Origin of the sequence: Methanosarcina sp. KYL-1, from assembly GCF_024372725.1 — an archaeon.
Lineage (GTDB): Archaea > Halobacteriota > Methanosarcinia > Methanosarcinales > Methanosarcinaceae > Methanosarcina.
This window is the reverse complement of the sequence record NZ_VOUA01000001.1, coordinates 1-19,312: the sequence shown is the minus strand read 5'-3', so window position 1 is coordinate 19,312 and position 19,312 is coordinate 1. Positions and strand designations below refer to the sequence as shown.

The window sequence follows — 19,312 nt, the reverse complement described above, 5'->3', positions numbered from 1 at the left end:
TTGCGTTTTTGAGGAGATTTCTGTTTTTTCAGTCCTCACTGCGCGTTTGGAATTTTCCTGCTGCAGGTGATGATTTCGGCGTCTTCGTCTTCCCGCTCGACCACGGATTCGTCATGCAGGACCAGTGTCTCACCTTTTTCTGCGATGATGTACTCACACTTATAATTATCATCGCGCCGCTGGACTCTTCTGGGAGACTTCTGCCGCTTCAATTCCCCACTCTCGGCAATAATATACTCGCACTTTACTTCGTGGGGTTCCTCTTCATCCAGTTCCCGGGGTTCCACTTCCTTAACCTTCAGCTGGACTCTGGTACCTGTACCCGGAAGAGGGGCAGGGACTTCCCTGACTTCAATCATTCCGTGTGAAGAAGGCCCTTCTTTCCGGAATTCTGGCTTTTGTCTTGGCTTCCGCGAAAGAGGAGGAAGGTCAAGAGGGTCTTCGAGGAGGGAGAGGGAAACAGAAGGAGGGGCTGCGGGAGCTGCAGTTTTCAATTCTTCAATTACCTTTGAGAGTTTTTCGACTTCTGACTCCAGCTTTTTTATAACTGTTTTCTGGTCGAGAAGTTCCCGGACAAGCCCGTCCTGAAGCCCGGCCAGTTCCTTGACTTTCCTTTCAACTGCCCCCCCATCATGCCCTTGAGCCTGGTTTAATTCCAGGCGCAACTCATTGGCTATTGAAGCCTTAAGGGATGCGGGATTAGGTATCCCCATCAACTCGGACCTGATCTCGGAAATGATAAGGTCCTTCATTGATTCCACATCGGAACTGTTTTCCATTTCGGCCCGCAGTTCGTTGAGAACCGAAACCTTGATTGATTTCTTGAGAGTCTCGAGCTCCTCATAGGTAATTGACAGGCGCCTTCTGAGCGGTGTATTATTCAGATCCCTCTGTCCAGTTCTCATAAAATACCTCATTAAATGAATTCGGGTCCCCGATTTCCTGAAAACCTGTAACACTTTAGATAGCAGGCAAGATCAACATAACTATAATTTTATTGTATTGCTCAGACAAATTTAAATAATGTGTACAAAGTACATGTAATCTTACTTTATATATATATGGTAATCGATGGCTTTTTCCCGGAAAAGCAAGAACTTTTGATTAAAATATAATAAGAGGAACTTTATTAACCTTTCTGAAAAAATGGATAGCTATCTGCCATTTTTTGCAGGAAGGGAACAAAATTTTGTGGGGAAACCTGAGGGAAGGGAATTTGATAACTCCTGCAGGGAAAATTTCACAGGGACTTTAAAAAGAAATCTCAAAAAATATATTAACTAAGAAAAAACCTGAAGGAATCTGAAAAAACCTGGCCTAAAACAGGAATCAAGTAAAAGAAGTTATATTGTTGAGAAGGAGATCAAAAAGAAACTCATATAAATATATTTCGATGAAATCTGTATAAATAAATTTAAATATACCGGAGAGGTCAGGTTGGCTTCAAAGACACCCTTCAAAGACACCTTCAAAGACGGCCTTAAGGCAGAAAAAGATAAAGGAAATAGAAGGACGGCTTAAGGACGATTAAAGGAAGGGCCTCAGGGCAGGCAAAGCTAAAGAAAATTGAAAATAGAAGAAATGAAATCCAATACTAACCCGAAAAACTACCGGTATGGGGGGTTGGATTCCAGAACGGGGGGAATATTAAAAGCAGGTGTTATTTGATGGACGGAATGGAATCATCGAAATCGAATAATACACTTGCACGAGACTGGATTTTAGGTGAGCTGCAGTCCAGTTCCAGGGCATTTTCATTCACAATGGAACCGTGGGTTCCCGTGCTTTCCAGGAAAAACTGCACCTCCTCCATTTCAGGCTCACGGAAATGATCCATTTCAAAGATATCCATAATAACACTAAACACGTTTTTGTGTGACTGACTGGTAATTCGGGTCATCGGAAATAAACACGATTTGCTTAGTATTAATAATTTTTGGTTATGGGCAAAACAATTAGAACAGTAACACATGAACATATTAATATATAAATATTATGCCACAGACCATGCCCCATACATTTCTGTAGATGAAAACACATACAATATATAAAAAGGTTATTTCCAATTAATGAAAAAAGAATTGAGATCCGTTTTCAAAGTTATTTATAAATAAGTCTTTTAGAGAAGTCTTTTAGAGAAGTCTTTTAGAGAAGTCTTTCAGATAAATCTGTTTTATTCAGGACACTGACACTTTTTCCACGAACCCTGATAGTTCATTGAGGCCGGAGCCTGGACCCTCCGGAAAAACAGCCGGAAAAACAGCTGGAAAAACTAACAGATACCCGATTCCAGGCCCCTGGAACATTCCAGGCCACGAGGTATTCCAGAAGGCAGGAAAAAGGCAAAAAGATCAGAGGAAGTAAGGCCCGAAATACCGGATCAGGACCCCGACTCCCAGGGCAAGAAACACCGTAAAAAGAACGATCATGCTCGTGTCCTTCCACCCGAGTTCGTGTTTCAGGACTGCAATGGTTGCCACGCAAGGCACATAGATGGTTGTGATAACTGCAAACTGGTACATCTGCAAGGGGGTCATCACGGCTGCAAAGTTTGCGGTGCCTGCAAGCACGGCAAGGATCTGGAGAGCCATCTCCTTCCTGAGGATCCCGAAGACAAGGGCCGTTGCCGCAAACGCAGGAAGGCCCAGGAGGCCCACGGAGAGGGGCTCAACAAAGTCCTGGAAGACCGAAAGCAGCCCGAGGGCGTCGGCAATTCCCAGGAAGGCACTTCCCACAAGCAGCAGCGGGAAAGCGATATAAAGGAATTCCCGGCTTTTCATCCAGGTTTTCTTGAGGGTGGAGTTCAGCTCGGGTTTCCTGAGGGGGGTCATCTCCATGATAAAACCGCTGCGCTGGCCGGGCAGGGTTTTTCCGAGGACCCAACCCATGGCGGCGATAATGAATACCTCCATCACGTAGATCGAAACCGCGGCCCAGAAGCCCACAAAAGTCCCTACCAGCCCCAGGATAATAACCGTCCTGGCTGAACAGGGGATAAGGGAGATCAAAAGGGACGCTATCCTCTTTTCCCTCCGGGTCCCAAGCGCATGCACTGCCATGATGGCAGGCACGTTGCACCCGAAACCCAGGACCAGGGGGATTACAGCCCTTCCGTGCAGCCCCAGCCTGTGGGTCAGGTTGTCCAGGAGAAACGCTGCCCGGGTAAGATAGCCGGAGTCCTCGAAAACCGAAAGGATGGCGTAAAAGACTGCTATATAGGGAATGGCAATTGCGACCCCTGCCTCCACCCCGCGGAGGGAATATACGATCAGGTTCCGGATTATAGGCGGCATTCCCTCGGTCATAGCCTCCACTGGCCCCAGGATATGGGGCTCGAAAATACCGTCCACGATCCAGGACTCAAGGAACCCCCCGACCCGGAAGACCAGGAGGAAAGTCAGGAGCAGGGCTCCGATAAGCACGGCAATCCCGAAATTGGGGGAAGTAAGGACCCCGTCAATCCTGTCTTTCATGCTTTTTCCGGGCTCTACCCGGATGACCACGCTGTCTACAATGTGCCCTGATTCCCCGTAAAGGTCCCTGGATACGGTATCATGGACCGAGAGCCTGTGCTCAAGTTCGAGGTTCTGCCTGAACCTCCGGGCATAAGTAAGCAGGGCATTGGCTTCGGGAGGCATGCAGCAGAGTTCCACAAACTCTGCGTCGTTCAGAAGCGCCGCAATCTTCACACTGGGGGAAGAATCGGGAAAAGAAAAGTCAAGTCCTGCAAGGGCCTGGCGGATCAACTGGCTGTACATGACCCTGTAATGGTCCTGGGCTTTGCCCTGCTCCCCGAGGGCCACAAGCACCACCTCGTCAAGCCCTTCCCCCCGGATAGCAACCGTGGGCACAACCGGAAGCCCGAGGAGTTCGGAGAGCTTGTCGACGTCAACCCGGATCCCCAGCTCTTCGGCCAGGTCTATCTGGTTTAAGGCAATAACCATGGGGATGTTAAGTTCCAGCAGCTGCAGGGTAAGGAAAAGGTTTCTTTCAAGCCTGCTTGCGTCCAGGACATTGATTATCACGTCAGGTTCATCCTGGATCAGGAATTTCTTGGTGACCTTTTCATCTTCAGTCGAAGCCCCGAGGGAATAAATCCCGGGCAGGTCCACAACTTCGATGGTTTTGCCCCTGGCTTTGACAACCCCCCGGGTAAGGGTGACAGTTGTGCCGGGATAATTAGAAACCTCCACGCCAACCCCGGTAAGCCTGCTGAAAAAGACGCTTTTCCCGACGCTGGGGTTGCCCACGAAGGCAAAGGTCATATCATAAGGAGAATTTTTCTTTTTTTTGTTGCGGGAAGTACAGCATGAGCCGGGAATTCTTATCACGCCTCCATTGTTTATGTTCCGTGCCGGGCAGGGCCTGTCCCCCGCCCTTACAGGCCATTAGCCCTGGGGGTGATGAAAATCTTCTTTGCAACATCCCTGCCCAGGGCAATTTCCGAGCCCACGGCTATTACCGAAATACAGCCCTGTTTTTGCTTGCGCTTCACTTCGATCTCTTCCCCTGCAAGGATACCGAGGGAGTTCAGGCGCTCTCTTGTTTCCCTGGGGAGAGTAACCCTTGCAATGGTGCCGGAAGTCCCTTCTTTCATTTCGTCAAGGGGGAGGAAATGGTCCTCACGCTTCATATTGCTCATGTCAATGTTTATGGGATGCCCGTCAGGACAGTATTCGGGACTCCCCAGGAACTCGTAGAGCTTCTCAAGCACGGAGTCCGAGACTGCATGCTCCAGTTCGCAGGCTTCCTTGTGGGCTTCCTTCCGGTCAAAATCAAGGACATCTGCCAGGAAAGTTTCCAGCACCTGATGCTTCCGTTTAATCCTGACAGCCTGGTCAGTTCCTTTTTCAGTTAATTCTACTCCCTGGTAGGGAGTGTATTCCACCAGCCCCATAGAAGACAGCTTCTTGATCATTTCCGTCACGCTGGGCGGAGACACGTTAAGCTCGTCTGCTATCTGTTTGGTTTTTGCAGGGCCCTGGTTTTTCATGATAAGGTAAAGAATCGTCTCAAGATATTCTTCTAATCGATCCGTATGCATCAACACCATCCCACCAGCACCGGCCTGAAAGCACCGGGCCGGATAATTAGGACAACCTAAAAACTAAACTGCCCAAATAAATAACTTGTGGTTTTTGATCTATAATAAAAAGTTAATTAAGAGGAGAAGCTTTTGCAGCCGAAAACCCCGCACATCCGGACTAAAACATGGAAACAGGGAACGAAAAAAGCAGGGATTCCGGGAAAAGCCCCGAAAAGATTCAGGCATTGATCGACTTCAGGACAGCAATTTCATTGCAGTCGGGGAATTTGGGGCACCTGAGGCACCCGGACCAGATTTTCCGGGGGAGGCTGTTTTTGTCCACTATATCGAAGCCGAGCGTTTCAAAAAATTCAGGCACGTAGGTAAGGGCAAAGACTTCCTTCATGCCCAGGTCCTCAGCATCCTCAAGACAGGCCGAGACCAGTTTTGTGCCCACGCCTTTTCTTGCGCATTCAGGCTTTACTGCAAGGGCAAGGACCTCTGCAAGGTCTTCCCAGACCACGTGCAGGGCACAACAACCCACGACTTCCCCGTCCATCTCGCAGACGTAATAGTCCCTGATATTTTCATACATCTCACTCAGGGAGCGGGCGAGCATAAGCTCCTCCCTGGAATAGGTGCTGATGATCTGCTTCATCGCAACAACGTCACTGACCCTGGCTTTCCTGATCACGGTCCTGTTTCCTCTGAAGTGCTGATTCCGTACTTGTTATGCTAATTCAGTACTGCTATGTTAATTCTGTACTCTATTTTAATTTCGTGCTTGTTAAAATTTGTTCATGCTGCCGGCTCTGACACCTGGATAAAAACCATAGAATCATGATCAGAAACCTGACACTGAATCCCTATGCCAGAACAAAACAGGCAAAACAGATGAAAGGAAATTAGCGGGCGCGAAGGGATTTGAACCCCCGATTTACAGCTTAGGAGGCTGCCGCCATATCCGGGCTAGGCCACGCGCCCACAATGATATTCCCGAAATACATGCCCGTGATTATTCTGCAAGGACTGCATCTCAGGTGAAGTATCCATAATACCGGCAGAAGATATATATCTAATTATCGCTCCGAACCGGAGAAAAATCCTCCGGAAAGATTAAGCCATGGATACCGGGAAAGTTTTAAATCCAATGTAAACCAAAGGTGAAAATGAGGTTAACAATACTTTTAAATTCGCAGTGGACGAGTTAGCCGGCAAAGGGAAACAATACAGCAGTTAACAATACCCGGCAGAACTGGCCCGTTGCCAATTTATTGCATTATCAGAAATCTTCTCATTCCAGAAGGCCCGAAAGAGGGCAAAAATCCCTTAAACAAAAAGCAAAAGCCACCATAAAAAGGCAAAACCATGAAAATGAAAAACAGTAACCTGCAAACAACCCAAGCTCCCGAACTCAGGAAGATGGTCTTTGCATCTCTTTTTGCAGCCCTGACTGCCGCAGGAGCATATATTGAGATTCCCATGCCCTTTTCGCCTGTGCCCATAACCCTGCAGGTCTTTTTTGTCCTGCTTGCTGGAAGTATGCTGAAAAGCAAATGGGGGAGCCTGAGTATGCTTGTATATATGCTCCTTGGAATTGCAGGGCTCCCGGTCTTTTCCGGAGGAAGTTCCGGACTGGGCGTTGTCCTCGGCCCCACGGGAGGGTACATCTTCGGTTTTATCCTGGCAGCCTACCTGATAGGCCGGCTTTCCGAAATCGCTGAAAAGAAAGGTAAACCGGGATTTCTGACAAATGCCCTGAACATGGGAGCCGGAATCCTGGTAATCTACGCCTGCGGAGTTGCCCAGCTGATGTTCGTAGCCGAGCTCGGGCTCAAAACCGCCCTTGCCCTCGGAGTCCTACCCTTCCTTCCGGGAGAAGCCTTAAAGACTGCAGTTGCCGCATACATTGCTGCAACACATGAACTGTAAAGGCCACCCCCGGCTCTCACCTTTTCCTGCAAAAAGAAACAGGGCATTTCCCGAATTTTTCCGGAGAATTTAAAAAGAGTATAAGGAATCCGGTTTAGCATATTCCGGATATTCCGGAGATTTAAAAAAGAGGAAAAGAAATTTGCTCTGGCATATTTAAGAGAATTAAAAGAAGAAGAAGAAGAAGAAGAAGAAGAAAAAAAGAAGAAATCCGATTCAGCATGATCAGGCTCGAAAATGTAAGTTACAGCTACCCTGGCGGGACTCCTGCCCTCAGAAACATAAACCTGGAGATTGAAGAGGGAGAATTCCTGGGGATAATAGGCCGAAACGGAAGTGGGAAATCCACTCTCGCCCTCCACCTTAACGGTCTCCTCAGGCCCGAAAAAGGAAAGGTCACGGTCAGGGGACTGGATACCCGGGACTTTGCAAGGCTCCCGGAGATAAGAAAACTTGTGGGCATCGTGTTCCAGAACCCTGAAACCCAGTTTGTGGGCAGGACCGTGGAAGAGGACCTGGCTTTCGGCCCTGAAAACCTCTGCCTTTCCCCCGCAGAGATCCGGGTACGGGTGGACAGGGTCCTTGCCGAAACAGGGCTTGAGAAATACAGGCACCGTTCCCCGAAAACCCTGAGCGGAGGCCAGGGGCAGTGCACGGCCCTGGCTGGCGTCCTTACAATGGAGCCCGAATGCCTGGTATTTGATGAAGTAACTTCAATGCTCGACCCCGGTTCGGGGACTGCAGTCCTCAAACGCATAGAAGGGCTCCGGGAAAAAGGAAAAACCATAGTATATGTCACTCACAACCTCGAAGAGCTCCATGCCGCAGACAGGGTCATAGTTATGGAGCAGGGAAAAATCGTGCGGGAAGGACAGCCTGAGAAGCTGTTTTCAGACCTCCCGGGAGACCCGGGCCTTGCCCTTCCCTCCCTGATCGAACTTGCAGCGCAGCTCAGGGCCCACGGGATACACGTGCCCTGGGAAAAGACCCGTTCCCCGGAAACATTTGCGGAGGAGATATGCCGATTATTCTCAAAAACGTAAACTTTGCCTACGCAAAAAAGACCCCCCTTGAAACTCCCGCCCTCAGGGACATAAACCTGCGGATCGAAAAAGGGGAATTTGTAGGAATTTTCGGGGAGAAGGGAGCAGGAAAATCCACCCTGATGAAACTCTTTAACGGGCTTCTCCGCCAGGACTCGGGAAGCGTGAGCGTGGACGGGCTTGACCCTTCCTCGAGAGAGGTAAAAAGAAAGGTGGGCATGCTCTTCCAGCAGGCTGCAGACCAGCTATTTTGCAGGACCGTGCATGAGGAGATAGCCTTTGGCCCCACAAACTTCGGGTTTTCAAAGGAAGAAACCGAAGAAAGGGTCCTGGAAGCCTTAAAAGCCGTTTCCCTTGACCGGGAAGTGCTTTTAAGGTCCCCGTTCAGCCTGAGCGGAGGGGAGATGCAGCGGGTTGCCCTTGCAAGCGCCCTTGCCCTCAGGCCGGACTACCTGGTGCTGGACGAGCCCATAACAGGCCTGGACCCTGGCGGAAAGACCGAAACCCTTGAGGCCCTGAAGAGAATCCGTGAACAGGGCACTACAGTCGTGACGGTTACCCACAACCTTAAAGGGTTTTTCCCCCTGCTGGAAAGGGTCGTGCTTATGCAGGAAGGAAGGATAGTGTTCCAGGGCAGCCGGGAAGAGTACCTTGAAGCCGGATGCGGCCCCCTCCCTCCTGTTGCATCCCTGATGCGGGAACTTAAAAACCGGGGGCTGCCCGTAAACCCTGCCGCATTCACAGTAAAAGCTGCCCTTGAGGAGATCCTGAAAGCAAAATCAGCATTTGAGGAAAAAACATGAAAGAGCCTGTATTCAGCTACGTGCCCGGGACATCCCTTCTCCACAGGCTTGATCCCAGGACAAAGCTTGCAGCCGTGATGCTGCTAGGGGTCCTGACCTTCAGGGCTGAGAGTTTCACAGGGATAGGGGCTCTTTTCGTACTCTTCTTCACCCTTGCCCTGCTCTCGGGAGTCCCTTTGAAGGTCTTTGCCCGGGCAGTCAGGCCAATGGTGCTGTTTATTACCTTTATCTTCCTTGCCCAGCTTTTTTTCACGGAGGGAGAGGCACTGGCCTCTTTTGGGGCCCTGCAGCCGAGCCTCGAAGGGCTTGAAAACGGGACCAGGATTGCATCCCGCTTCGTGCTCCTCCTGCTCTTTGCCGCCGTCCTGACCGCAAGCACCAACCCTTCCGCAATTACCGCAGGGATCGAAAGGATGCTCCGCCCCCTCCCCCTGCGCTGGCTGGGAGTGACATCCTTTGAACTTGCCACGATGATGAACCTCTCCATCGCTTTCCTCCCCCTCCTCTTCGAAAGGGTGGAACGGACAAAAGCCGCCCAGGCTGCCCGGGGTATGGACTTTGGGAAAAGTCCCTTCAGGTCGATTCCCGCCCTTGCCGTCCCCCTGCTCAGGGGGCTTGTCCGGGACGCAGGGGAACTTGCCCTTGCAATGGAGAGCAGGGGCTACCAGGGGAGGGCCAGGACTTCGATGCACGAACTTTCCATGAAGGGAAGGGATTGGGCAGCCCTGCTGGTCCTCCTGCTGTTTTCCATACTGGTCCTGGGGCTCTGAAAGCCGGGAGCCGGCCAATTACCGTTAACTGCTGCAGTTTTTAATAAGATATTAATATATGAACAGTTGTTCATATATTCATGAAAGAAAAATGCGAAAGAGTGAATGCCGGGCAGATAGGAGGCATGCTGAAGAAAGTCCCGGAAACCGAAAGCATCACAAGGATGGCTGCGGTCTTCCAGGCCCTCCAGTCGGACACCCGCCTGAAAATCCTCTTTTTGCTCAGGCAGAAGGAGATGTGCGTCTGCGAACTCGAACAGGCCCTGGACGTCACCCAGTCAGCGATCTCGCACAGCCTCCGCACCCTCAGGCAGCTTGACCTTGTGCGGGTCAGGAGGGAGGGGAAATTTACAATTTACTATATTGCCGACGCCCACGTGCGAATGTTAATAGAGATGTGCCTGGAACACGTGGAGGAAAAACATGAGCACTGAGATCCTGTCCACCCTGACGGCCGTCATATCAGGCGTCCTCCTGGCTTCCTGGGACATATTCACGGAGGCTGCCCCCTACCTCCTGTTCGGGTTCGGGGTTGCAGGCCTCCTGAACGTCCTGGTCCCCGACCAGAAAATCATTGATTACCTGGGGACCTCCGCAGGAAAAGTCCGCTCCGTGGTCAACGCATCCATTGCAGGCCTGCCCCTTCCCCTCTGTTCCTGCGGAGTGATCCCTGCCGCCATGTCCATACGGAAAAGAGGGGCAAACCGGGGAGCAACCCTCTCTTTCCTTATCTCGACCCCCCAGACCGGCGTGGACTCCATTGCAATCACCTACGCCCTCCTGGACCCCCTGATGACGGTCTTTCGCCCCCTGGCAACCCTTGCAACCGCCCTCCTTGCAGGGCTTGCGGACAACCTGCTGATAGGAGATGAGCAAAAAAAGAAGGAGACAAAAGCACAGGAAAAGCCGGGAAACAGGACAGGGATGCTTGCAGTTGCCACCCTGATCGGGGCTCCGAAAACCGGCAGCTCATGCAGTGACAGCTCATGCAGTGACAGCTCATGCAGCGACAGCTCATGCAACATATCATCCTGCGGCTGCAGCACGGCTGCGAACTCCGGAGACGGGAAAGGGGCGGCTTTGAAAAACGTAGCAAAACCTGCAGGAGTTAGAACTTTAGAAATAAAGCCTGCAGGAATCGGCAACAAAACCGGTGAAAAACTCTCCCCCTTCACCATACCCCTTTCCATTCCCTCCCCGATAAAAGAAAGCTCTTCCTGTGGCTGCGGGAGCTGCGGGCACGAAATCGAAGGGGAAAAGGAAAGCAGCAAAGCCGGGAAATCCGCAAAAGAAAAAGTCCTCGAAGGACTCCGGTACGCTTACATCGAACTTCCGGGAGACATTTCGAAATGGATGTTCATAGGAATCCTCCTTGCAGGCACCATATCCTATGCTGTCCCTGACACCCTGATCCAGGAATACCTGGGAGGCGGCCTCCGTTCAATGATGGTCATGCTTGTGGTTGGAATTCCCCTCTACATCTGCGCAACAGCTTCGACCCCCCTTGCAGCAAGCCTGATGGCAAAAGGAATGAGCCCGGGCACAGCTTTCGTCTTTCTCCTGGCAGGCCCTGCGACCAACGCGGCTACTATTACAATGGTCGCCCGCTTCCTGGGCAAACGCTCTGCAGCCCTTTACCTGGGAGTGATTTCCCTCTGCGCCCTGGGAGCGGGAATCCTTCTGGACTTCCTTTACCTGAAACTGGGAATAAGCGCAACAGCAACCCTGGGAAGCGCAGGCGAAATGCTTCCCGAAACCGTAAAGCTCGGATTTGCAGTCCTCCTCCTCCCCCTGATGCTTTACGGGATATTCCGGCAAAAAAAAGAATGTGGTTGCCATTGAAAAAATATATACGAATAATATAAATTCGCTGAAATTGAATTACCTGTATGCAGGAAAATCCCGATCCAATTGAAAAAAAGGACGTGGAAGCAGGTACCTCCAAAACCGCCCCGGAGCCTGAAGAAGGAGTCGGAAAAAAGGTGGAGAAAGAAGTAGAGGTAAAAGCTGAGGTGGAAACTGCAAAAGAAGCTGCAGAAGAAGCAATGGAAAAGGCTGCAGGGGAAGAAAAAGTTATAGGAGGAAGGCTGCCCGAAGAAGAGATAGTTGCGGCAAAGGAGGCGGCTGAAGAAGCAAAAGTGGCGGCCGAAGAAGTAAAAGAAGCAGCTGAAGAAGCAAAAGAGGGGGCTGAAGGAGCTAAAGAAAGAGTGTGGGGAGCCGAAGAGGCTAAAGAAGAACGTACCACCTACACCATGAAACGCCGCCTGACAAAGAGCAAAAGCAACAAAATACTCTTTGGCGTCTGCGGGGGGCTCGGAGAGTACTTCGGGATAGACCCGACACTTGTCAGGCTTGCTTTCGTGCTCCTTGCTCTTCTAAACGGGATAGGGATTGTCATCTACATCATACTTGCCGTCATCATGCCTTCGGAAAGCGGCATTGAGATGAGCAAAGAATAGATGGGGTCCGAACAGGCAGAGAAGCCCGGAGGGGAAGAAAAAATAGACCGGGTGGAGCGCGAAAAGATTCTTGGTATGATCATAATTATCACCGGCATTTACCTCGTGCTGAACGAACTGAGCGATTACACAGTATTCTGGTGGCTCAAACAATTCTTCTTTCCCGTAATCTTCATCCTCGGAGGAGCCTGGCTACTCTACAAAAACCGGAAGTGAAAAGAGAGGAGGTTTTCGGAGATTCCCGAACCCTTCATATCTCGAAAAATTTATTTCATTGTTTTTTGGGAACTATTCAGCGTATGAAAAACAACATCAATAGACATCCTCCTAAATGTAAAACGGGCAAAATCATCTTGCCTTATTTTATATAATTGTCGGCTATTGATTGTGTTTTTCGGTTTTACGTAAGTTGGTAATTCTATGTTTTTGAAACCTCAAAATCAGCATCAATCGACTGATTTTTGGTACGCTGAATAGATACTTTTTTTGCAACATTTTATTTCCCATCCTTTCAATTCCGACCATTCAGCCAACTGACAATTCAGCCTAACTTCTTTTTGATACGGCAGTTAGCCTCTGCAAGCTACCCTTCCAACTCTAATCCAACCCCAACCTGCACCGTTAAGATTCCCGAAAAGCTTCCCGGCCATAATGAAGGAACTCAAAAAGTGAAGAGAAATGTAAAAAGAAATCCAAAAATGGTTTATTATATATACCCCAGAACTTCAAAAAGATTGAAAAAGACTGTGGAAAAAATAGTATAAAATAATGAAAAATGTGGAAAGGAAACCAAATAATATAAATCCGCAGGAAAGGAATTCTCAGTATGCAGGAAAATCCCGACTCCCAGGACAGAAAGGGAGTAGAAGAAGACATCTCCGAAGCCCCGGGGAGACCTGAGGCAGAAACCGGAAAAGAGCCCTGGAAAGAAAACGAAAGAGAAAGCAGGAAAGGAACAGAAGAAGAGGCTGAAGAAGGAACCGAAGAAAAAAGGACAGAAGAGAAAAACGAAGGAGAGAGGCGCACCGCCTACACCATGAAGAAGCGCCTGACAAAAAGCAAAAGCAACCGCATGCTCTTTGGGGTCTGCGGCGGACTTGGGGAATACTTAGGGATAGACCCGACACTGGTGAGGCTTGCCTTCGTGGCCCTTACTCTCATAGACGGGGTAGGGCTGGTCATTTACATAATCCTGGCCGTAATCATGCCCACGGAAGACAGCGTGGAGATGACTCCAAAAGAAACCGTTACCAGCAACCTTAACGGACTGCATGAGGAACTCAAGCAGGCCGGCGGCGGCATAAGGGAAAAGTCAGACCGCAACCGTCTCCTGGGTTCGATTTTACTTATCGTGGGCGCTTACCTGCTGCTTGACAGGACAGGCATATTCTGGAGGTTCAGGTGGCTTGATGAATTGTTCCTGCCTGTAATCCTGATCCTTGGCGGGGCCTGGCTGCTGCTTAAGAACAGGGATAACTGAAACGGATTAATTCAACTGCAATTTAAAAATAAAGGGAATTATCAGGGTTTTCCTGAGTCCCAAACCTTCTTTTTTATTTTAATTCTCTGGTATTTTAATTACCTTATATTTTAATTACCTTGTACTTATTTTAGTTCTCTTGTACTTGCTTATTTTTCTGCCTCCTTTCCCGGTTTAATCCGTATTTTCAAAGTAAAAACGGAAAAAAACGGCATTATGAGAGGGTCAGGTAACGAAAAAAAGAACTTGAAAGAAAAGATGTCAAAAATGATAAGAAAATACTGAACATTGAACAGGATAAGAATTGGGTAAAAGAATCGGGTAAAAGTAGAGAGAAATAAGCTGAAAAGGAATAAAGCGGGCTCGAAGGGATTTGAACCCCCGACGTCTGGGTTAGAAGCCCAGCGCTATATCCTGGCTAAGCCACGAGCCCACTTTGATTATCCTACTGCGGAATACGAAATGAGCCTTTTAAGATAAAAGCTTTTTGTATGAAAATGTTCAGGAGAGTTGTAAAAAATCTTAAAATATTTATGTAGAAGCGGAATTGTAATATATATTCAGTATCTTCCCGATATTATCCGGGATCTTCCTCAATAATTTATCAGTATGGGATCTTCCCAAAGGCTTAGAGTTTCCTTAGAGTTCCGTATAGAGCTCTACAGACTGCTAATGCGTGAAAAACGGAAATGGGCTATTGAGGTTATACATCAAAGATTATATTGGATTGAAAACATCAAGGAAAATACACTATACAGAGGTACACTGTAAATTGTCGCCCCACCGGGCGGCAGACAGAAGTGCGCTGTAAATTAACCCCCAAAGGTAGTAAAACTTCAAGAGGATGGTTCGCAAATGAGTGAGTTACTGATTTACTTAAATGGGGAATTTGTCCCCAAGACTGAAGCCAAAGTTTCGGTTTATGACCACGGCTTCCTCTACGGCGACGGCGTTTTCGAGGGTATAAGGGCCTACAACGGGCGTGTCTTCAAGTTAAAGGAACACGTTGACAGGCTTTATGATTCGGCAAAGGCAATTGCAATGGAGATCCCTCTCTCAAAAGAAGAGATGAGCGAGGTAATCCTTGAGACCCTCAGGAAAAACAACCTCAGGGACGCCTATATCCGCCCCATCGTCTCAAGAGGGGTCGGAGACCTCGGGCTTGACCCACGCAAGTGTGAAAAGCCCAGCGTGGTTGTTATCGCCCAGGGCTGGGGCGCCATGTACGGCGACCTCTACGAAGTCGGGCTCACCGGAGTCAGCGTCTGCGTCCGGAGAAATGCTCCCGATGCCCTGTCCCCGAACATCAAGTCCTTAAACTACCTCAACAACATCCTGGCAAAGATCGAGGCCAATGAGAAGGGAGGCGACGAAGCCATCTTCCTGGACCAGAACGGCTTTGTCTGCGAAGGCTCGGGAGACAACATCTTCATCGTCAAGAACAACCAGGTCCTGACTCCCTATACCATCAGCAACTTAAAAGGCATCACCAGGGCAACTGCAATCGAACTCCTGGACGAGATGGGTTACAGGACAATCGAAGCAAACCTCGGCCTCTTTGACCTCTACACCGCCGACGAAATCTTCGTCACAGGGACAGCAGCCGAATCCGCTCCCCTGACCAAGCTCGACGGAAGGCTCATCGGCACAGGCAAGCCCGGACCTCTCACCGGAAAAATGGTTGAGGCTTTCGAGAAAATCACCCAGAACTCCGGGACCCCCATCTACAAATAAACGGGCAGGCCCCAAACAGGGTAAAAGAAAAAAACAAATAGATGGCGGGATTTTTCCCGCTGCACTCTCTTTTTAGCCATTATTGAACTTTTTTAACTTGTTTATATGAGATCCCGGTTCATTTCCCTGCTTATTTCCCTGCTTATTTCCCTGCTTATTTCCCTGCTTATTTCCCTGCCTATTTCCCTGCTTATTTCCCTGCTCATTTCCCTGTTCATTTCCCTGCTCATTTCCCTGCTCATTTCCCTGCTCATTTCTATGTTCATTTTTGAGCTATTTATTTCACCATTGTTAACTTGTCCAGAGGCAGGCCGGTTCAGAAGCAGGCCGTGAAAAACATGAAATGGGCCGGGAAACGATATTAAAGTAAAACATTCATCTGAAAAACGGATAAAGTAGGATTTGAGTCACATGAAACGCAAAGAATTTCGGAAACTTGTCTCTGTTGAGGAGGCGCGGAGAATAATAGGCGGCCTTCAGGTCAATCCCGGAACCGAAATTGCACCCCTTGAAGACGCCCGGGGAAAAACCCTTTCAGAAGACATCGTTGCCGGGATTTCCGTCCCTTCCTTCTCAAGAGCAGTGATGGACGGCTATGCCGTAAAGGCCAGCGACACCTATGCCTGCAGCGAGACCGAACCTATAAGGCTCAGGCTGCTCGGGAACATCCCCGCTGGCTCGGGCGCAAAATACGCCGTACAGGCAGGAGAAGCCGTGGAAATCGCAACCGGTGCCCCGGTCCCCGAAGGAGCTGATGCTGTGGTGATGGTAGAGTACAGCTCGGAAGAAGGCGGGGAGGTATTTATCACCAGGCCTGTGACAGTGGGCGAAAATATCATGAAAGCCGGGTCAGACATCCTTAAAGGGGAAAGGGTGCTCAGGAGGGGGAGAAAACTGGGGACCCGGGAAATCGGAGTCCTGGCTTCCATAGGGAAAAAAGAAGTCCCTGTCCTTAAGCTGCCCGCAGGGATCCTCTCGACTGGGGACGAGCTAGTGAATCCCGGAGAGAAACTGGCATTCGGGCAGATCTATGACGCAAACTCGTACACATTATATGCAGGGGTGCAGGAATGCGGGGCCTCACCCGTGCTTTACGGCATCGTAAAAGACGATGAAACCTCCATGAGAAAGGTACTCGAAACCGCTGTCTCAGAATGCGCCCTGGTCCTTACCTCGGGCAGCACGTCATCCGGAGCCGGGGATGTAATGTACAGGCTGATTGATGAAATGGGGGAAACCCTTGCCCACGGGATAAACATCAAGCCAGGGAAACCCGTGATTATAGGCATCATCCGGGGGGTCCCAATAATCGGGCTTCCGGGAAACCCGACTTCAGCCCTTATGATCTTTGACGAATTCGTTGCCCCCCTTCTCCGAAAAGCCCTGGGGGCCGAAACCGGGCTCAAAAAGACCGAAAACGGAATAATTGGCACGGACTTCCGCTCGGAAGGACGCCAGCAGCTCCTTCCCGTAGGCCTCGTAAGAGGCAGGGCGTACCCGGCAGACAGGGGTTCGGGGGCCATTACCTCCCTTGCAGGAGCAGACGGCTTTATCGAAATCCCACCCGAAACCGAGTTCATCGAAGCCGGGACTCCGGTGGAAGTTACCCTTTTCGGGGACGTTGAAAAGCCGGACCTTTTGATAGCCGGAGACCCCTGCCCCTGCCTTGACCTGCTGGAAGACCTGAGCGGGCTTCGGTTCAGGGTCCTGAACACGGGCTCAAGCGGAGGCTTCAGTGCAATTGCCGCAGGCACCGCCGATATTGCCGGAGTGAACATGCCTTCTTCCGAAGGTGAATACAACCTTCCGGTAATCGAGAGTATGGGGCTTTCCGGCGCAGTGCTCGTCAAAGGCTACCTCCGGGAAGTGGGGCTGCTTGTCCCTCATGACAGCCCGGTTTCCGGACTGGAAGCCCTTCCTGGAAAACGCCTCATCAACCGGAACCTGGGCTCGGGCATGAGGGCACTTCTTGACCTCAAGCTCACGGAACTGGCTGGAACCCGGGGAATAAGCAAGAAAGAACTTGCGGGCTCAATCCCGGGTTATGACTCGGGAGCAAAATCGGAGCTTGCGGTCTGCGAGGCGGTCTTATCAGGAAAGGCAGAAGCAGGCGTAGGTGCCCGGACCTGTGCCGAAAGAAACGGCCTGAAGTTCATAAAAATCGCAGAAGAAGAATATGATTTCCTGGTCCGAAAAGAACTGCTGGACATCCCAGAGATAAGGAAGTTCCTTGAGGCCCTGGTTTCCGAAGAGTTCGCATCGAAACTGCCGACAGGGACGCGGGTGTATGAGAAGACCGGGGAAATTATTGAGGCCGATTAAACCGGGTTTCCCGCATATTTTAATTTTTTAATGCAAAAGGGGGTTTTACAGCCCCCGAGCAGACATTTTTCGCGGCCCGGGGCCCGACAGGAAGCCTGGAAAGAGTAAATTTCCGGCAGAACCTGCAGGGCACCAATAATGTTTAAATACTATTATATTTATTAAGTAATATAAATTGAAATAGAAACGCGGGATTATTCCATAGCTATATATATTTCATCCAACTATTCAGGATAAAAAATCCGGATTAAGGATCTGTTTTGGATCAAAAAGGGTTTGTAGAGACCGCTTATAGGCGGTTTCGTTTTTCAACTATTATTATCATTTCTTCAGTCTCGAAGTCGGCAGGTTCCAGATGAGCAGCATACAGGAGCAAATACAGGAAATAGAAGACGAAATCCGAAAGACCCAGTATAACAAGGCAACTTCCCACCACATCGGCAGGCTTAAAGCCAAAATCGCACGCCTGCGGGACGAAGTAGAGAAGAAGGCGTCCTCGAAAGGTGGAGGAGAAGGGTACTCGGTCAGGAAGTCCGGAGACGGGACCGTAACCCTCGTAGGCTTCCCTTCAGTCGGAAAATCCACTCTCCTGAACAAACTCACAGACGCCAAATCTGAAGTCGGAGCATACGAATTCACCACCCTTACCGTTGTCCCCGGAGTGCTGGAACACAAGGGTGCAACGATCCAGTTCCTGGATGTTCCCGGGCTCGTCAAGGGTGCGTCTTCCGGGCGAGGCAGAGGGAAAGAAGTCATTTCGGTTATCCGGAACTCCGACATGGTCATCTTTTTGCTTGATGTTTTCCAGCCCAAGCACTACGATGTGCTTATGGACGAACTTTACCAGGCAGGAATCCGCGTGGATGAAGTTCCCCCTGATGTCGTGATCAAAAGAAAGGACAGGGGAGGGGTAGAGATCAACACAACAATCGAGCTCGACCTGGACGAAGAAACCATCAAGGCCGTGCTTGACGAGTATAAGATCCACAACGCCCACGTCCTGATAAGGGAAAACATCTCCGTAGACCAGCTGATCGACGTCGTCCTGGGCAACCGGAGCTACGTCCGCTCCCTTATCGCAGTCAACAAGGTTGACCTGGCCTACCCCCAGCTGATCAAGGAATGCAAAGAGATTTACCCGGACTCGATCTTCATCTCAGCCCACCAGGGGATCAATATCGAGACCCTCAAAGACGAGATCTATGACTGCCTGGGCTTTATCCGGGTCTACTTAAAACCCCAGGGCCAGCCCGCAGACATGGAAGAACCCCTGATAGTCATGAGCAGGACCAACATCGGCCAGATCTGTGACCGCCTGCACCGCGATTTCCGCAGGAAATTCCGCTATGCTCAGGTCTGGGGCACGTCCGCAAAGCACCCCGGGCAGAGAGTAGGGCTCGAACACGTGATGCAGGACGAAGACATCCTTACCATTATCATCCAGAAATAAAATAAGAAAAGGAAGCGGAAAAGGGGAAGGAAAAAAGAAAAGGGAAGACCTGAAATTTCCGCATCCCGATTTTTAGTCAGATCCTGACAATTATCTTGCTGACAGGACAGTCATCTTATCCTAATTTTTACCGGTCCTGAACTATTTCCCCTTGTTTTATGTACCCTGTTTTATGTACCCTGTTTTATGTACCCTGTTTTATGTACCCTGTTTTATGTACCCTGTTTTATGTACCCTGTTTTATGTACCCTGTTTTATGTACCCTGTTTTATGTACCCTGTTTTATGTACCCT

Annotated in this window: 19 protein-coding genes and 2 tRNA genes; 13 read left to right on the top strand and 8 right to left on the bottom strand. The window is 49.8% G+C overall.

What is annotated here, in order from left to right; all coding sequences use genetic code 11:
* Positions 1-35: 35 nt before the first annotated feature.
* Positions 36-905 (bottom strand): hypothetical protein, encoded by an 870-nt coding sequence (locus FTO70_RS00105; RefSeq protein WP_255333656.1) that lies wholly within the window; start codon positions 903-905, stop codon positions 36-38.
* A 241-nt stretch (positions 906-1,146) separates the two neighbouring features.
* On the opposite strand from FTO70_RS00105, the gene FTO70_RS00100 reads away from it, so the two are divergent.
* On the top strand, positions 1,147-1,284 hold the full coding sequence (locus tag FTO70_RS00100) for a hypothetical protein (RefSeq protein ID WP_255333655.1): 138 nt from the start codon (positions 1,147-1,149) through the stop codon (positions 1,282-1,284).
* Positions 1,285-1,660: 376 nt separating this feature from the next.
* Here the strand turns inward: FTO70_RS00100 and FTO70_RS00095 are convergent, their stop codons facing one another.
* The 5 genes from FTO70_RS00095 to FTO70_RS00075 form a co-directional block, all read right to left on the bottom strand.
* Positions 1,661-1,900 carry a hypothetical protein gene (locus tag FTO70_RS00095; protein WP_255333654.1) on the bottom strand — a complete coding sequence of 80 codons (240 nt, stop codon included), beginning with the start codon at positions 1,898-1,900 and terminating at the stop codon, positions 1,661-1,663.
* Positions 1,901-2,351: 451 nt separating this feature from the next.
* Positions 2,352-4,265: a ferrous iron transport protein B gene (feoB, locus tag FTO70_RS00090; protein WP_255333653.1), complete on the bottom strand. Its 1,914-nt coding sequence runs from the start codon at positions 4,263-4,265 to the stop codon at positions 2,352-2,354.
* Between the two features lie 113 nt (positions 4,266-4,378).
* Positions 4,379-5,053: a metal-dependent transcriptional regulator gene (locus FTO70_RS00085; protein WP_255333652.1), complete on the bottom strand. Its 675-nt coding sequence runs from the start codon at positions 5,051-5,053 to the stop codon at positions 4,379-4,381.
* A gap of 211 nt (positions 5,054-5,264) precedes the next feature.
* The gene (locus FTO70_RS00080) at positions 5,265-5,720 is read right to left on the bottom strand and encodes an N-acetyltransferase (protein WP_255333651.1); all 456 of its coding nucleotides are present in this window, start codon (positions 5,718-5,720) and stop codon (positions 5,265-5,267) included.
* Between the two features lie 215 nt (positions 5,721-5,935).
* Positions 5,936-6,010, bottom strand: a tRNA-Arg gene (locus FTO70_RS00075).
* 384 nt (positions 6,011-6,394) lie between these two features.
* Between FTO70_RS00075 and FTO70_RS00070 the strand changes: the two genes are divergently transcribed.
* The 9 genes from FTO70_RS00070 (at position 6,395) to FTO70_RS00030 (ending at position 13,513) form a co-directional block, all read left to right on the top strand.
* Positions 6,395-6,958: a biotin transporter BioY gene (locus FTO70_RS00070; protein ID WP_255333650.1), complete on the top strand. Its 564-nt coding sequence runs from the start codon at positions 6,395-6,397 to the stop codon at positions 6,956-6,958.
* Between the two features lie 221 nt (positions 6,959-7,179).
* Entirely contained in the window at positions 7,180-8,001 is an 822-nt protein-coding gene (locus FTO70_RS00065) for an energy-coupling factor transporter ATPase (protein WP_255333649.1), read from the top strand.
* Positions 7,977-8,804 (top strand): ATP-binding cassette domain-containing protein, encoded by an 828-nt coding sequence (locus tag FTO70_RS00060; RefSeq protein ID WP_255333648.1) that lies wholly within the window; start codon positions 7,977-7,979, stop codon positions 8,802-8,804. The genes FTO70_RS00065 and FTO70_RS00060 overlap by 25 nt, the downstream gene beginning before the upstream one ends.
* The gene (locus FTO70_RS00055; RefSeq protein WP_255333647.1) at positions 8,801-9,574 is read left to right on the top strand and encodes an energy-coupling factor transporter transmembrane protein EcfT; all 774 of its coding nucleotides are present in this window, start codon (positions 8,801-8,803) and stop codon (positions 9,572-9,574) included. Before FTO70_RS00060 ends, FTO70_RS00055 begins: the two co-directional genes overlap by 4 nt.
* Before the next feature lie 80 nt (positions 9,575-9,654).
* Positions 9,655-10,008, top strand: a complete 354-nt coding sequence (locus FTO70_RS00050) for a helix-turn-helix transcriptional regulator (protein WP_255333646.1) — start codon at positions 9,655-9,657, stop codon at positions 10,006-10,008.
* Positions 9,998-11,416 (top strand): SO_0444 family Cu/Zn efflux transporter, encoded by a 1,419-nt coding sequence (locus FTO70_RS00045; RefSeq protein WP_255333645.1) that lies wholly within the window; start codon positions 9,998-10,000, stop codon positions 11,414-11,416. Before FTO70_RS00050 ends, FTO70_RS00045 begins: the two co-directional genes overlap by 11 nt.
* A 47-nt stretch (positions 11,417-11,463) precedes the next feature.
* Entirely contained in the window at positions 11,464-12,033 is a 570-nt protein-coding gene (locus FTO70_RS00040) for a PspC domain-containing protein (protein WP_255333644.1), read from the top strand.
* A complete protein-coding gene (locus FTO70_RS00035; protein WP_255333643.1) occupies positions 12,034-12,249 on the top strand; it encodes a hypothetical protein in 216 nt (71 codons plus the stop codon). It abuts the gene before it with no gap.
* Positions 12,250-12,859: 610 nt separating this feature from the next.
* Positions 12,860-13,513: a PspC domain-containing protein gene (locus tag FTO70_RS00030; protein ID WP_255333642.1), complete on the top strand. Its 654-nt coding sequence runs from the start codon at positions 12,860-12,862 to the stop codon at positions 13,511-13,513.
* A 358-nt stretch (positions 13,514-13,871) separates the two neighbouring features.
* Here the strand turns inward: FTO70_RS00030 and FTO70_RS00025 are convergent.
* Positions 13,872-13,946 (bottom strand) — tRNA-Arg (locus tag FTO70_RS00025).
* 422 nt (positions 13,947-14,368) lie between these two features.
* On the opposite strand from FTO70_RS00025, the gene ilvE reads away from it, so the two are divergent.
* The gene (ilvE, locus tag FTO70_RS00020) at positions 14,369-15,247 is read left to right on the top strand and encodes a branched-chain-amino-acid transaminase (protein WP_255333641.1); all 879 of its coding nucleotides are present in this window, start codon (positions 14,369-14,371) and stop codon (positions 15,245-15,247) included.
* 101 nt (positions 15,248-15,348) lie between these two features.
* On the opposite strand, the gene FTO70_RS00015 is transcribed toward ilvE, so the two are convergent.
* On the bottom strand, positions 15,349-15,513 hold the full coding sequence (locus tag FTO70_RS00015) for a hypothetical protein (protein ID WP_255333640.1): 165 nt from the start codon (positions 15,511-15,513) through the stop codon (positions 15,349-15,351).
* Between the two features lie 145 nt (positions 15,514-15,658).
* Here FTO70_RS00015 and FTO70_RS00010 point away from each other — a divergent pair, with 145 nt between their 5' ends.
* Positions 15,659-17,569, top strand: a complete 1,911-nt coding sequence (locus FTO70_RS00010; RefSeq protein ID WP_255333639.1) for a molybdopterin biosynthesis protein — start codon at positions 15,659-15,661, stop codon at positions 17,567-17,569.
* 355 nt (positions 17,570-17,924) lie between these two features.
* Positions 17,925-19,019 (top strand): GTP-binding protein, encoded by a 1,095-nt coding sequence (locus FTO70_RS00005; RefSeq protein ID WP_255333638.1) that lies wholly within the window; start codon positions 17,925-17,927, stop codon positions 19,017-19,019.
* Positions 19,020-19,312: the final 293 nt, after the last annotated feature.

Bases quoted from the DNA above. Each gene is read 5' to 3' on its own strand.
- FTO70_RS00105 (WP_255333656.1), bottom strand. From the start codon at position 905: ATGAGAACTGGACAGAGGGATCTGAATAATACACCGCTCAGAAGGCGC.
- FTO70_RS00100 (WP_255333655.1), top strand. From the start codon at position 1,147: ATGGATAGCTATCTGCCATTTTTTGCAGGAAGGGAACAAAATTTTGTG.
- FTO70_RS00095 (WP_255333654.1), bottom strand. From the start codon at position 1,900: ATGACCCGAATTACCAGTCAGTCACACAAAAACGTGTTTAGTGTTATT.
- feoB (WP_255333653.1), bottom strand. From the start codon at position 4,265: ATGACCTTTGCCTTCGTGGGCAACCCCAGCGTCGGGAAAAGCGTCTTT.
- FTO70_RS00085 (WP_255333652.1), bottom strand. From the start codon at position 5,053: ATGGTGTTGATGCATACGGATCGATTAGAAGAATATCTTGAGACGATT.
- FTO70_RS00070 (WP_255333650.1), top strand. From the start codon at position 6,395: ATGAAAATGAAAAACAGTAACCTGCAAACAACCCAAGCTCCCGAACTC.
- FTO70_RS00065 (WP_255333649.1), top strand. From the start codon at position 7,180: ATGATCAGGCTCGAAAATGTAAGTTACAGCTACCCTGGCGGGACTCCT.
- FTO70_RS00060 (WP_255333648.1), top strand. From the start codon at position 7,977: ATGCCGATTATTCTCAAAAACGTAAACTTTGCCTACGCAAAAAAGACC.
- FTO70_RS00055 (WP_255333647.1), top strand. From the start codon at position 8,801: ATGAAAGAGCCTGTATTCAGCTACGTGCCCGGGACATCCCTTCTCCAC.
- FTO70_RS00050 (WP_255333646.1), top strand. From the start codon at position 9,655: ATGAAAGAAAAATGCGAAAGAGTGAATGCCGGGCAGATAGGAGGCATG.
- FTO70_RS00045 (WP_255333645.1), top strand. From the start codon at position 9,998: ATGAGCACTGAGATCCTGTCCACCCTGACGGCCGTCATATCAGGCGTC.
- FTO70_RS00040 (WP_255333644.1), top strand. From the start codon at position 11,464: ATGCAGGAAAATCCCGATCCAATTGAAAAAAAGGACGTGGAAGCAGGT.
- FTO70_RS00035 (WP_255333643.1), top strand. From the start codon at position 12,034: ATGGGGTCCGAACAGGCAGAGAAGCCCGGAGGGGAAGAAAAAATAGAC.
- FTO70_RS00030 (WP_255333642.1), top strand. From the start codon at position 12,860: ATGCAGGAAAATCCCGACTCCCAGGACAGAAAGGGAGTAGAAGAAGAC.
- ilvE (WP_255333641.1), top strand. From the start codon at position 14,369: ATGAGTGAGTTACTGATTTACTTAAATGGGGAATTTGTCCCCAAGACT.
- FTO70_RS00015 (WP_255333640.1), bottom strand. From the start codon at position 15,513: ATGAACATAGAAATGAGCAGGGAAATGAGCAGGGAAATGAGCAGGGAA.
- FTO70_RS00010 (WP_255333639.1), top strand. From the start codon at position 15,659: ATGAAACGCAAAGAATTTCGGAAACTTGTCTCTGTTGAGGAGGCGCGG.
- FTO70_RS00005 (WP_255333638.1), top strand. From the start codon at position 17,925: ATGAGCAGCATACAGGAGCAAATACAGGAAATAGAAGACGAAATCCGA.